The sequence below is a fragment of the Actinosynnema pretiosum genome (assembly GCF_024171695.1).
Taxonomy (GTDB): domain Bacteria; phylum Actinomycetota; class Actinomycetes; order Mycobacteriales; family Pseudonocardiaceae; genus Actinosynnema; species Actinosynnema pretiosum.
Genome location: NZ_JAMTCF010000005.1, coordinates 60,384 through 73,834 on the forward strand (window position 1 = coordinate 60,384; position 13,451 = coordinate 73,834).

General features: G+C 73.0%; 9 protein-coding genes and 1 pseudogene. 8 read left to right on the forward strand and 2 right to left on the reverse strand.

From position 1 onward, the window contains the following. Positions 1-41: 41 nt before the first annotated feature. Positions 42-3,875 (forward strand): annotated as a pseudogene (locus LV78_RS11570) (type I polyketide synthase); the annotation flags it as partial. A gap of 42 nt (positions 3,876-3,917) precedes the next feature. Here LV78_RS11570 and LV78_RS11575 read toward each other — a convergent pair. Then, a complete protein-coding gene (locus LV78_RS11575; RefSeq protein ID WP_253844987.1) occupies positions 3,918-4,169 on the reverse strand; it encodes a hypothetical protein in 252 nt (83 codons plus the stop codon). A 367-nt stretch (positions 4,170-4,536) separates the two neighbouring features. Here LV78_RS11575 and LV78_RS11580 point away from each other — a divergent pair, with 367 nt between their 5' ends. From LV78_RS11580 to LV78_RS11605, 6 genes are all read left to right on the forward strand, one after another. Beyond that, positions 4,537-5,277, forward strand: a complete 741-nt coding sequence (locus LV78_RS11580; protein ID WP_253844988.1) for an ABC transporter ATP-binding protein — start codon at positions 4,537-4,539, stop codon at positions 5,275-5,277. Continuing rightward, positions 5,277-7,775: an ABC transporter permease gene (locus LV78_RS11585; protein WP_253844989.1), complete on the forward strand. Its 2,499-nt coding sequence runs from the start codon at positions 5,277-5,279 to the stop codon at positions 7,773-7,775. The genes LV78_RS11580 and LV78_RS11585 overlap by 1 nt, the downstream gene beginning before the upstream one ends. Positions 7,776-7,864: 89 nt before the next feature. Next, positions 7,865-9,166, forward strand: a complete 1,302-nt coding sequence (locus tag LV78_RS11590) for a sensor histidine kinase (RefSeq protein ID WP_253844990.1) — start codon at positions 7,865-7,867, stop codon at positions 9,164-9,166. Continuing rightward, positions 9,130-9,774: a response regulator transcription factor gene (locus LV78_RS11595; protein ID WP_253844991.1), complete on the forward strand. Its 645-nt coding sequence runs from the start codon at positions 9,130-9,132 to the stop codon at positions 9,772-9,774. The genes LV78_RS11590 and LV78_RS11595 overlap by 37 nt, the downstream gene beginning before the upstream one ends. A gap of 130 nt (positions 9,775-9,904) precedes the next feature. Then, entirely contained in the window at positions 9,905-10,549 is a 645-nt protein-coding gene (locus tag LV78_RS11600) for a hypothetical protein (protein WP_253844992.1), read from the forward strand. After that, on the forward strand, positions 10,432-12,459 hold the full coding sequence (locus LV78_RS11605; RefSeq protein ID WP_253844993.1) for a S8 family serine peptidase: 2,028 nt from the start codon (positions 10,432-10,434) through the stop codon (positions 12,457-12,459). The genes LV78_RS11600 and LV78_RS11605 overlap by 118 nt, the downstream gene beginning before the upstream one ends. 217 nt (positions 12,460-12,676) lie before the next feature. Here the strand turns inward: LV78_RS11605 and LV78_RS11610 are convergent, their stop codons facing one another. Continuing rightward, on the reverse strand, positions 12,677-12,856 hold the full coding sequence (locus tag LV78_RS11610) for a DUF1731 domain-containing protein (RefSeq protein ID WP_253844994.1): 180 nt from the start codon (positions 12,854-12,856) through the stop codon (positions 12,677-12,679). A gap of 239 nt (positions 12,857-13,095) precedes the next feature. Here LV78_RS11610 and LV78_RS11615 point away from each other — a divergent pair, with 239 nt between their 5' ends. Then, a complete protein-coding gene (locus LV78_RS11615; protein WP_253844995.1) occupies positions 13,096-13,281 on the forward strand; it encodes a hypothetical protein in 186 nt (61 codons plus the stop codon). Positions 13,282-13,451 lie beyond the last annotated feature (170 nt).

The window sequence follows — 13,451 nt, forward strand, 5'->3', positions numbered from 1 at the left end:
AGGCACGGATGGCTGACAACGCCGGCAGAGCGGACGCCAGACTCGTCGAGGCCTTGCGCGCCTCGCTGAAGGAGAACGAGCGGCTGCGCGAGTTCAACCGCTCCCTCACCGAGGCGGCCGACGACCCGGTGGTGCTCGTCGGCATGGCGTGCCGGTACCCCGGCGGGGTCACGACACCGGACGAGCTGTGGCAACTGGTCGTGGAGGGCAGGGAAGGCATCACCGCCTTTCCCGCCGACCGCGACTGGGACCCCGCGCTGTACGACCCGGAACCGGGGAAGGCGGGGCACACCTACACCTGGGAAGGCGGCTTCCTGCACGACGCGGGGGAGTTCGACGCCGCGTTCTTCGGCATCAGCCCGAACGAGGCCGCCGTGCTCGACCCCCAGCAGCGGCTGCTGCTGGAGGCCTCGTGGGAGGCGCTCGAGAACGCGGGAATCGACCCGCACGCGCTCAAGGGCAGCCGCACCGGCGTCTACGCGGGCGTGATGTACCACGACTACTTCGGCAGCTTCGGCACGGGCGGCATGGTCTCCGGCCGAGTGTCGTACGCGCTGGGCCTGGAAGGCCCGACGATGTCGGTGGACACGGCGTGCTCGTCGTCGCTCGTCGCGCTGCACCTCGCCGCCGAGGCCATCCGCGGCGGTCAGTGCGACCGGGCGCTGGCAGGCGGTGTGACGGTGATGGGCACCCCCGGCACCTTCGTGGAGTTCAGCAGGCAGGGAGGGCTGTCCCCGGACGGCCGCTGCCGGTCGTTCTCCGACGACGCCGACGGAACCGGCTTCGCCGAGGGCGTCGGGGTCGTCGTGCTGGAGCGGCTGTCGGAAGCGCGGCGGTGCGGTCACGAGGTGCTCGCCGTCGTGCGCGGCGCCGCCGTGAACTCCGACGGCGCGTCGAACGGCATCACCGCGCCCAACGGGCCGTCGCAGCAGCGCGTCATCACGCAGGCCCTCGCCTCGGCGGGGCTGAAGGCGTCCGAGGTCGACGTGGTGGAGGCGCACGGCACCGGAACGACCCTCGGCGACCCGATCGAGGCGCAGGCGCTGCTCGCCACCTACGGTCAGGGCCGTGAGGGCGGCGAACCGCTGTGGCTGGGCTCGATCAAGTCGAACATCGGGCACACCCAGGCCGCCGCCGGAGTGGCGGCCGTGATCAAGATGGTGCTCGCCATGCGGCACGGGGTCCTGCCGCAGACGCTGCACGTCGGCACCCCGTCCACCAGGGTGGACTGGTCCGGGGGAGCCGTGAGGCCGCTGACCCGGCGCCGCGCGTGGCCGGAGACCGGCCGTCCGCGCCGCGCGGGCGTCTCCTCGTTCGGCATCAGCGGCACGAACGCCCACGTGGTGCTCGAAGCGCCTCCTGCGGCGCCCGAGCCGGGGGACGAGCCCCCGGCGCCCGTCGTGGTGTGGCCGCTGTCCGCGCGCTCGCCCCGTTCGCTCGCCGCGCAGGCGGGCAAGCTGCACGCCTTCCTGGCGGAGCGGGAAGCCGAGCCGATCACCGCCGTCGCGCGGACGCTCGGCACGGCGCGATCGGCGTTCGAGCACCGCGCGGCGGTCTTCGGTTCCACCAGGGAGCAGCTGCTCGACGCGCTGCGCGCGTTCGAGGTGGGCGAACCCACCGCGGCGGCCGTCAGCGGCCGTGCGCGGACCAGGGGCCGCACGGCGTTCCTCTTCACCGGCCAGGGCGCCCAGCGTCCCGGCATGGGGCTGGCACTGCGCGCGCACCACCCGGTCTTCGCGGAGGCGTTCGACGAGATCGACGACGTGCTCGACCTCGGCCTCGCGGAGGTGCTGGCCTCGGAGGACCCCGAGCTGGTGCGCAGGACCGAGTACGCGCAACCGGCGCTGTTCGCCTTCGAGGTCGCGATGTTCCGGCTGGTCACCTCGCTCGGGGTCAGACCGGCCGTCCTGACGGGACACTCGATCGGCGAGCTGGCCGCCGCGCACGTGGCGGGTGTGCTCGACCTGCCCGACGCGTGCGCGCTCGTCGCGGCGCGCGGCAAGCTGATGCAGGCGCTGCCGGAAGGCGGCGTGATGGTCGCGGTGGCCGCGAGCGAGGACGAGGTCGTCCCGCTGCTGGCGGACGCTCCCGGCCGCGTGGCGATCGCGGCGGTCAACGGCCCCGGCGCGGTGGTGCTCTCCGGCGACGAGGCCGCCGTCCTGGCGGTCGCGGGGCGGTTCGCCAAGACCCGTCGGCTCACCGTCTCGCACGCCTTCCACTCCCCGCTGGTGGACGACGTGCTCGCCGATTTCCGCTTGGTGGCGGACAAGCTGGCCTACCACGAGCCGAGCATCCCGATCGTCTCGGCGCTCACCGGCCGCGCCGCCACGACCGAGCTGACCGACCCCGGCTACTGGGTGCGCCACGCGCGCGAGACCGTGCGGTTCGCGGACGCGGTGGCGACCTTGCACGCCTCCGGTGTCACCCGCTACGTCGAACTCGGCCCCGACGCCGTGCTGACCGGGATGGCCGACGACTGCCTCGGCGAGGACGGCGGGACCGGGCTCGTCGCCCTCGGACGTCGCCAGGTCGAGGAACCCCTGGCCCTGGCCGCCGGTCTCGCACGGCTGCACGCCGACGGAGTGGCGCTCGACTGGCGGAAGCTGTTCCCCGGCACGCGCCTCGTGGCGCTGCCCACGTACGCCTTCCAGCGCGAGCACTACTGGTTGTCCTCGCAGGCGCAGCTCACCTTCGACACGCTGCCCGGCCACATCGACGACGCCTCGTCAGAGAAGGCGTTGTGGGCGAGGATCTCCGGACTGCCCGCCGAGGAGCAGCGGGCGCTGCTGACCGACGCGGTGCGCGCGCACACCGCCGCCGTGCTCGGCCACGCGGGTCCCGGCGACGTCGACGCGGACGCGGTGTTCCTGGAGATCGGCATGGACTCGGTGTCGGCCACCGAGCTGCGCAACTCCCTCGCGGGCGTTCTCGGCACGGCACTGCCCTCGGGCGCCGTGTTCGACCACGGCACCCCGTCCGCGCTCGCCGCGCACCTGCGGGAGCAGTTGGCCGAGGGGGAGCGGCCTGCTTCCGGAGGCCCCGCCGAGGACGGGTCGGTGGCCGGGCTGGTGCGCAGGGCCGCGGCGGACGGCCGGATGTCCTCGGCGATCGACCTGCTGCGCGCCGTCGCGGACATCCTGCCCGCGTTCGACGGCGTCGGGGGGTTCGGCGCGGTGCCGCCGCCGGTCCGGCTCTCCACCGGGGACGACCCCGTCCGGCTGGTGTGCGTGCCCTCGCCGATGGCTCTCGGCGGAGCGCACCAGTACGCGCGGTTCGCCCGGCACTTCCACGGCGTGCGCGACGTCCTCGTGCCCGCCGTTCCGGGGTTCGGCGCGGGCGAGCCGCTGCCCGCTTCGGTGGCCGCGGTGGTGGACGTGCTGGTCGAGGGCGTTCGCGCCGCCTGCGAGGACGGCAGGCCCTACGTGCTCGTGGGCTACTCCTCGGGCGGGCAGTTCGCGCACTCCGCCGCCGAGGCTCTGGAGAGGGCCAACCTGCCCGCCGAGGGCGTGGTGGTGGTGGACACGTACCTGCCCGGCGGCGAGGGCAGGGACGACCTGTGGCGGAAGATGTTCGACGGGATGCTGGACCGCGAGTCCGCGTTCGGCGGGTTCGGCGCCTCCCGGCTCGCGGCGATGAGCCGCTACAGCGACCTGATCCAGCACTGCCCCCCTGGGGCGCTGACCGCGCCCGTCCTGTTCGTGCGGCCTTCCGAGTCCTTCGCCGAGGGGAATTCCGAGTGGCGGGCGATCTGGCCCGGCGACCACGAGCTGACCGAGGTGCCCGGAACGCACTTCACCATTTTGGAGGACTTCGCCTCGACCACGGCCGAGGCCGTCGACCGCTGGGTTCGCACGTCCCTGGAAATCAATCGGTGAGGTCAGGGGTGGGGGTGACGCGTGAGACGGTGACGGAGCTGTTCAGCTCGCCTTCGTGCGAAAATGCACGAGCCAGGCTTCCGCCTCGCACTGCACCGATTCGACGTCCACATTCAGCTGCCACGCTATTTCGTGCGCCGCCAGGTCCGGCCGCCAGTCGCTGCGCCGCAGTGCGATCCACATCGCGGTACCGCGCCGGCTGCACTTGTGCCAGCTCTGCTTGCTGTGGCAGAAGAGTTCGAGACATCCGTCGGGCAGTACACGGGCGATGAATTCATCATCATGCACCGTCATATTGTGAACCTCCGAGTCCGCAGCTGCCGCTGCGGATTCTGCATTGATCTTGATACCTGGAGTTTACCGGACCTGAAGTGCGGACGCATTGGTGCTGACGTCAATTCATACGGTTGTATGAGTCGGAGTGGGGAAAGTGGAGAAAAGTGGAGGTTCAAGGGGGTGGCGTGCTCCGCCTCGGCTACTGAGCGTGTCGAGGTGGAGAAAACTCTACCTTCAATCGGCGGGTTAGGAGCAATGTCCCGTCCCGGTTCGATCGCTAGCGTCGAATCCAGACGCCGTGCTAGGAGCGCGGGAATCCAGTCAGGAGACCGCAGTGACCACAACCGCCATCCGCAGTCGCACCAAGGCGGTCCGACTCGAGGCCGTGACGAAGACCTATGGCAAGGGCAACAGCCAGGTCGCCGCGTTACCAGGGCTGAGCCTGGACTTCGGCGAAGGCACCTTCACCGCCGTGATGGGCCCCTCCGGTTCCGGCAAGAGCACCTTCCTGCACTGCGCGGCGGGGCTCGTGACGCCGACCTCGGGCCGGGTGACCGTCGGCGGCATCGACCTGTCCGGCCTGGACAGCACCCAGCTCACCGAGCTGCGGCGCGACCGGATCGGCTTCATCTTCCAGTCCTTCAACCTGATGCCCGCGCTGACGGTGATGGAGAACATCACCCTGCCGCTGCAGCTGGCGGGCAAGCGCGCGGACAAGGCGCTCATCAGCGAGGTCGTCCAGCGCGTCGGTCTGGCCGACCGGCTCAAGCACCGGCCGTCCGAGCTCTCCGGCGGGCAGCAGCAGCGCGTCGCGATCGCGCGGGCACTGGTGACCCGGCCCGCCGTGGTGTTCGCCGACGAGCCGACCGGCGCCCTCGACACCCGCACCGCCTCCTCGGTGCTCGCCCTGCTGCGCCAGTCGGTCGACCGGGCGGGCCAGACGCTCGTCATGGTCACCCACGACCCGGTCGCCGCGTCCTACGCGGACCGCGTCGTGTTCCTGGTCGACGGCGCCGTCGCGGGTGAGCTGGTGTCGCCGACCGCCGACGCGGTCGCGGCGCGGATGACCCGGCTCGGCGCCTGGCAGGACGACGCGGCGGACTCGCACGGGCGGGGTGGGTTCTGATGTTCCAACTGGCACTGAGCACGCTCAAGTTCCGCAGGGCGAGCTTCGTCGCGACGTTCCTCGCGATGTTCCTCGGCGCTGCGATCGTGATCGCCTGCGGCGCGCTGATGGAGACCGGTGTCCGGATGTCCGCCGAGCCCCAGCGGCTCGGCGGCGCGCCGATCGTCGTCACCGGGCAGCAGTCCGGCGACGCGGGCGCGTTCACCGAGCGTCGCCACGTCGATCCGGAGCTGGCCGGCGTCGTGGCGTCGGTGCCCGGTGTCGAAGGCGTGGTTCCCGACGTCTCGGTCCAGTCGGCCGTGCTGCGCGACGGCAAGGCCGTGGGCGGAACCTCCTACGGCCACGGCTGGGGGAGCGCGGCGCTGACGCCCTACACCCTCTCCGACGGCACGGCGCCCGCCGCTCGTGACGACGTCGTGCTCGACTCCGACCTGGCAGCCGCTTCGGGGGTCGAGCCGGGCGCTTCGGTGCGCGTCGCGGTCCGCGGCATCACCCGGACCTTCCACGTCACCGGTGTCGCCGGGCAGGACGGCGGCGCGAACCCCGCGAGCGCGCTGTTCTTCACCGACGACACCGCACGCCTGCTCGCGGGCGGCAGCACCGACTCCCTGGCCGTCGTGCTCGCTCCGGGCGCCGACGTGGACGCGGTCGCCGCCGCGATCAGCGCCGAGGTCGGCTCGGGCGCCGAAGTCCGCACCGGGGACGCCCGAGGGCTCGCCGAGCTGCCGGGCGCGCTCGCGAGCCAGAAGACGATCGTCATCCTCGCCGCGGTCTTCGGCACGGCGGTCGTGCTCATCGTGATGTTCGGCGTCGCCTCGACGTTCGGGCTGTCCCTGCAGCAGCGGGTGCGCGAGATGGCGCTGCTGCGCGGCGTCGGCGCCACGCCGGTGCAGCTGCGCCGGATGATCGGCTCCGAGACGGCCGTGCTGTCGGTGCTGGCCGTGCTCCTGGCGCTCCTCCCCGGGTACTGGCTCGGCGAGGCGCTCTTCGCCGTGCTGTCCTCCAGCGGCGTGGTGCCGTCCTCGGTGGTCTACCACGCGGGCTGGGCGCCCATGGCCGTCGGCGGGCTGGTCACCGTGCTGGCCGCCGCGCTCGCGACCCGCTTCGCCGGGCGGAAGTCCGCGCGCACCGAACCGGTGGTCGCCGCCGCGGAGAGCGCGTCGGAAGCCGGGTGGTTCAGCGCGTGGCGGCTGGTCTTCGCGCTGTTCTTCCTCGCCAACGGCATCGCACTCGCCGTGGTGACCGCGACGCTGATGGAGAACGGCCCCACTCTGGCCACCACGGCGGGGCCTGCCTCGGTGCTGTTCTGCATCGGCATCGCGCTGCTCGCCCCCGGCATCACGAAGGCGCTGGTCGCCGCGCTGTGGCTGCCGGTCCGGCTGGTCAGCGGGCTGTCGGGCAAGCTCGCGCTGCGGAACGCGATGACGTCGTCGGTGCGGACGGCGGGGGCCGTCGCGCCGATCATCCTGCTCGTCGGCATCGCCACGAGCACGCTGTACATGCAGGCCACCGAGGACGCCGTGTCGCAGACCTCGTACGACCGGAACGTGCTCGCGGACCACCTGCTCATCTCCTCCTCGGGCGGCTTCGCCCCCGAGGTGCTCGACCGGGTGCGGGCCACGCCGGGCGTGTCGGCGGCCACGGACTTCGTCACCAGCACGGGCTACCTGGAGGGCGTCGGCGACTCGGTCGAACTGCGCGGTGTCTCCTCGGACGGCGTGGCGCTGAACCTCGACCTGCCGCTGGTCGCGGGTTCGCTGGACCGGCTCACCGGTGACGCGGTGGCGCTCTCGGACAAGACCGCCGAGAAGCAGGGCGTCAAGGTCGGCGACCGGCTGCCGCTCCAGCTCGGCGACGGCGCGGGCATCCGGCCCACCGTGGTCGCCCTGTACGCCGACAACCCCGACCAGAACTACCTGACGCTGCCCTCGGAGACCCTCGCGCCGCACACCACCGAAGGCGTGCCCGGCCAGATCCTGGTCCGCTCCTCGGAGGGCCAGGCGGACGCGGTGCGCGACCGGCTCTCCACCCTCGCCTCGGGCGTGCCCGGCACCGAACTGGTCGACAGCTCCGCGCTGGCCGCCCGCAACAACCAGATCCAGCAGATCCTCGCCTCGGCCAACTACACGATCGTCGCGATGATCGCGAGCTACGCGGCGATCACCGTGCTCAACACGCTGATCGCGGTGACCCGCAAGCGGAAGGCCGAGTTCGGGCTCCAGCAGCTGGTCGGCGCGACCAAGCGGCAGGTGCTCGGGATGCTGACCGCCGAGGGCGTGCTGATCGGCGCGGTGGCGATCCTGCTGGGCACGATCGCGTCGGCCGTCACGATCGTGCCCTACAGCCTGGTCAAGACCGGCTCCTGGCTGCCGTCCGGCTCCGTCGGGATCTACCTGGCAATCGTCGCCTGCTCGCTGCTGCTGGTGTTCGGCGCGACGCTGACGTCCTCCTGGCGGGGCATGCGCTCGCCCGCGGTGGAGGCGGTCAAGGAAGGATGACCACGACCACCGGTCGCGGATCGCCTCCGTTCCGGAACGGAGGCGATTCGCCCGCCGCGCTCGTGCGGGAGAAGTGGAATCATGGTCGGGTGCACCCGATCGCGGTCTCCTGGCGCCCCTGGCTCCGCCGCGCCGTCCTGCACACCGCGATCGGCATGGCCGCCGGAGCGGGCGCGCTGCTCTCGATCGTCCTGTTCATCTCGACGACGTACTTCATCGTCATGTGCCTGATCGGCATCGGCTTCGTCGTGCTCCCGCACCTGACCCTGGCCGTGCGGTGGTTGTGCGATCTCAACCGCCGCGCGGCCACCCGCGTCGGAGTGCCGGTCGAGCGCCCGTACCTCCCGCCGCCGGAGCAGGTGGAGCGCGACATCGTCGGCTGGATGCGCCGCTGCAAGTGGATCCTCGCGGACCCGGCGACCTGGCGCGATCTGCTGTGGCTGCTGCTGAACTGCGCGGCGGGCGCGGTGGCCGTGCTGCCCGCGGCGCTGCTCTACTACGTCGGTCACGGGCTCGTGCTCGCGAGCGGCCTCTGGATCGTCTTCGCCGAGGACGGTTCTCCGACCTGGTACGCCTTCTTCCGAGTCGGCAGCTGGGGCGCCGCGGTCGCCGCGGTCGCCGTCGCGGTCGTGGTGTTCGTGGTGTGGCTGACGCTGTCGCCGTGGATCGTCACGGGCTACGCGCACTTCGTCCGCTTGCTGCTCGGCCCCACCGAGCGGAGCAGGCTCGCCCACCGCGTGCTGCACCTCGCCGAGACCCGTTCCGGCGCGTTGGACACCCAGGCGGCGGAACTGCGGCGGATCGAGCGCGATCTGCACGACGGCGTGCAGGCCCGGCTGGTGAGCCTCGGCCTGCAGCTCGGCGTGGCCGACCGCCACGTCGCCAACAACGACGGCGAGCAAGCGCGGCAGGTGCTGCGCGAGGTCCGCGCGTCGTCCGTGCAGGCGCTGCGGGAACTCCGCGACCTGGTGCGCGGCATCCACCCCCCGGTGCTCGCCGAACGCGGCTTCGCCGACGCCGTGCGCGCGCTCGGGCTGGCCAGTCCGCTGGCCGTCGAGGTCACGCTCGACCTGCCGGGAAGGCTGCCCGACCCGGTGGAGTCGGCGGTGTACTTCTCGATCTCGGAGCTGCTGGCGAACGTGCTCAAGCACTCCGGCGCGCGCCGCGTCGACATCGTCGGCGGGCACACCGGGGGTGTGTTCCACGTCGTGGTCACCGATGACGGCCGCGGCGGCGCGGTCCTCACGGAGGCGGGCGGACTCGGTGGGATCCGGCGCAGGCTGGCCGCGTTCGACGGGATCCTCTACCTGGACAGCCCGCCCGGCGGTCCCACGAGAACAAAGATGGAGGTGCCGTGCGCGTTGTTCTCGCCGAGGACCTCTTCCTCCTGAGACAAGGCATTGTTCAGCTGTTGGAGGTGCACGGGTGCACCGTGCTGGAGGCGGTCGACAACGGCGTCGACTTCATGGCCGCCGTCGCCCGGCACCGGCCGGACGTGGCGATCGTCGACGTGCGCCTGCCCCCCACCTTCACCACCGAGGGCCTGCAGGCCGCGCTGCGGGTGCGGCGCGAGCACTCCGGGGTGCCGATCCTCGTGCTGTCGCAGCACGTGGAGCAGATGTACGCGCGGGAGCTGCTCAGCGACGGCAGGGGAGGGATCGGCTATCTGCTCAAGGACAGCGTCCTCGACGACGTGCAGTTCATCGACGCGGTGCGCCGGGTCGCAGGCGGCGGAACCGCGATGGACCCCATGGTGGTGGCGCAGCTGATGGTCAGTCACTCCCAGGACGAGCCGCTGGCCGCGCTCAGCACCCGCGAGCGCGAGATCCTGGAGCTGATGGCGGAGGGCCGCTCGAACACCTCGATCGCCCAGCACCTCGTGGTCACCGAGGGCACCGTGGCCAAGCACATCTCCAGCATCTTCACGAAGCTGGTGCTCCCGGCGACCGGGGACACCAACCGCCGGGTGCTCGCGGTGCTGGCCTACCTCAACACCTGAGCGCGCTCAGCCGAGCAGCGCCGCTTGATCGTCGCGGAAGCACGGGGACGGCCGAACAGGTCATTGATCGGCCTTCCTCAGCGCACCAGGCTGAGACGCGGACGTTCCACACTCTCGGCTGAGGTGGGCGATGCGGCTGCTCCGGGCGAGTTCCACGATGACCGGGTTGGCCACGGCCGTCGCGCTCGCCGCACTGGCGGGCGCGGCCCTCTCCCCGGTGGACGCCTCCGCCGGAGCCGCAGCCGCGCCGATCGCGCCTGAGCTCACCGCCCAGATCGCCGGAGCGGGCGCCGGAGAACCGGTGCGGGCGATGCTGATGCTGCCCAACGTCGCCGAGCCGGGTGGCGGCGGCCACGACGCCGTCGTCGCCGGCCTGCGCGAGCACGCCGCCCGGAGCCAGGCCGAGGTCGTGCGCCGCCCGGAGGACCACGGCGTCACCGTGCTGAACCGCCTGTGGCCCACCAACGCGCTCGTCGTCGAGTTCCCGGCCGCCCCCTGGACGCTCGACGCGCTCGCCGAGGTTCCCAGCGTCAGCCGCGTGATCCCCGACTTCGAGTCGACCCTGCCGGACGTGGTGGAGTCCGCCGACGGCACGGCACAGGCGCGGCGCACTCGGGGGCTGGACCGGATCGAGGCCGCGCGGGCCTGGCAGGCCGGATGGCCACCATCGACCCCCGCGACCCCAAGCACCCCGGCGGCTGGGCCGAGTTCGACTCCGCCGGGGGACGGGGCGACAGCGCGCCCCGCGACTCGGCGGCGCACGTCACGCACGTGACCGGCACCGCGGTCGGCGGCGACACCTCCGGCTCCGCGATCGGCGTCGCGCCCGGCGCGACGTTCATGCACGGCCTGATCATCCCCAACGGGCGCGGCTCGTGCGCGCAGGTCGTGGCCGGGACGCAGGGGGCCGTCGCACCGATCGGCGTCAACGGCGAGCAGGTGGGCCCGCCTCCCGACGTGGTGTCGATGTCGTTGGGCGGCAACGGCTTCCTCAACGAGATGATCGCGCCGACGCGCGCCATCCGGGCCGCGGGCATCGTCTCGGTCGTCGCCATCGGGAACAACTGCGGCGCGGCGGGCACGGCGAGCCCCGGCAACGTCCACGAGGCGGTCGCCGCCGGCGCCGCGGACCGGGCGAACGACGTGGCCCCGTTCTCCTGCGGCGGCCTGGTCCGCGCGGACCAGTGGTCCGACCCGCCCGCCGACTGGCCTGCCCGTTGGGGCAAGCCGGACGTCTCCGCGCCGGGCGTGGACGTGCTCTCGGCCGTTCCCGGCGGTGGCCACGACACGCTCTCCGGCACCTCGATGGCCACCCCGCACGTCGCGGGCACGGCCGCGCTGCTGCGCCCGGCCTCGCCCGACCTGCCCGTGGACGCCCTGTTCGCCGGGCTCGCGGACACCTCGTTCTGGGACGACCGCAACTCGCCCGACCGCAACTCGCCCGACCGGCCGGACCCGAGGTTCGGGCACGGCCGGGTCAACGCCTGCGAGGCCACCGCGCGGGTCGTGGTGCGCTCCGGGACCACCGGGACGGTCACCTCGGGTGCGTCGGGCGAGCGCGTCGGCGGCGCGACGGTCGTCGTCTCGCCGGGAGACCGCGCGGTGACCGCCGACGCGAACGGCGTCTTCGGCACCCGGCTCGAACCGGGCGAGTACGACCTCGCGGTGTCCGCCTTCGGCTTCGAGGGGGCCGAGGTGTCCGGCCTCGTCGTCGAGGAGGACTCCTTCACCGCGCCGCCGCCCGCCAGGATCGCCGTCGCGGCGGGCGTCGGGTCCACTCCCAAGTCGTACGCCCAGGAGTACGTGGACGACGTGTTCGCGCCGGTGGGCGTCCCGGCGACCGCCTACTCCCACGATCAGCTCGCACTGGCCGCGCGGCACCCCGTCGTGGTGCTCGGCCGGAGCAGCGGGGGCGCGGGCCACGACGCGACGCGCTTCCAGGCCGTGCTGGACACCACCGACGCGAGCGGCTCGGGCGTGCTGTTCCTCGACCACCCGCTCGGCTGCCCCAACGGGGTGAGCCAGCTGTCCAGGCACACCGGTCAGCCCGAGGGGACCTGGTCGACGGCGGGCTGGACCGACGGGGAGGACCTGCGCTACGAGGTCACCGCCCAGCACCCGGTCTTCGGGGACCGGAAGGTCGGCGACCACGTGGTGCTGGCCTCCGCCGAGTCGAGCACCCCCGAGTGGGCCGCCTGGTTCGCGGGCTACGCGGGCGGCGGCAGGCGGATCATCGGCGCGCTGGGGCGCAACACCGGTGTCGTCGGCGGTGGCGTCGCCGTCGACCAGCGCGCGGGCAACCGGCACGTGCTGCTGTCCATGCAGGGCGCCGAGCCCGCGAGCCGGACGGCGGACGCGCGGGAGGTCTTCCACGACGCGGTCGAGTGGGTCTCCCCGGAACCACCGGCGAACGCCCCGCACCCCACCCCGCGCGGGCTGACCGCGAGTCCCGGCGCCGTCGCCGTCGGCGACCCGGTCACCGTGACCGCGCGGGTGAAGAACGTCGGCGGTTCGGCGGGCGCGTGCGACGCCGAGCTGGAGGTTCGCGGCCGGACGTTCGCGGTGACCAGGGTGGACCTGGCACCCGGCGCGTCGACCGTGGTCAGCTGGACGGTGATCCCCGACACCGCGGGGGCGCACCCGATCTCCGTCGGGCTCCTGGAGGCCTCGTTCCTGGTCCGGTAGGGCGGGGACCGCGCGCGATCCCCCTGTTCGGCGCGCGGGCGGGCGGGTGCGCGGTTCGCGGATCCGCCACCCGCCGAAGAACCGGACCTGTCATCCCCGAACGGTTCCAGGGCGTCTTCAGCCCCGGCCAGGGCGGGCGTCGAGGCCATCCACGGGGCCTACCCGCACCGATGACCCGATCGACGTCGTTGCGACGCGGCGTCCCCCGCTTGCCGGATCAGCGCTCGGCCCGCGCGGTCCGCACCAGGTCCGCCGCCGCCTCCCGGTCCGGGAAGTCGAAGGCGGACCCCGCCTCCGGCAGGCGGGTCGGCGCCACCCTGCGGCTCTTGAGCAGCAGTTCGGTGTCCGAGCGCAGCGCGAACGCCCCGATCTCGGCCCTGCACCTCGTCGCGGGCAACCCCACCGGGGTCCGCCACGCCCGGCGCAGCGTTCGGGCGAAGTCGCGTTGTGGCCCTGGGTCCGGGGACGCCACGTTGACCGGGCCGTCCAGGTCGTCCCTGGACAGCAGGAACTACACCGACCGCGCGAAGTCGCGGGCGTGCACCCACGACACGTACTGCCGCCCGCCCGCCACCGGACCGCCCCAGACCGAGCCGCGCCATCCAGGACAGCACGTCGAACACGCTTCCCCGATCCGTGCTCATCACCATCGCCGTGCGCAGCGCCACCTTGCGCGTGGCGGGGGTCGCGGCCGGCTGCTGCACCTCCTCCCAGCGCCGGGCGATCCGGACGCTGAACTCCCAGCAGCCCGGCACCCCGGCCTCGTCGCCGCCGATCACCCCGATCACCTCGTCGTTGGGCGCGTCGTGGCGGTGGGCGTAGATCGTCGCGGTGCTCATCTGCAACCACACCGACGGCGGCTCGGCCGCCGACGCGATCGCCTCCCCCACCACCCGCGCGCTGTCCACCCGCGAGTCCATCATCTCCTGGAGGTTCTCCGGGGTGTAGCGGCAGCTCACGCTGCACCCGGCCAGGTCGACCCCGGCCCGCCT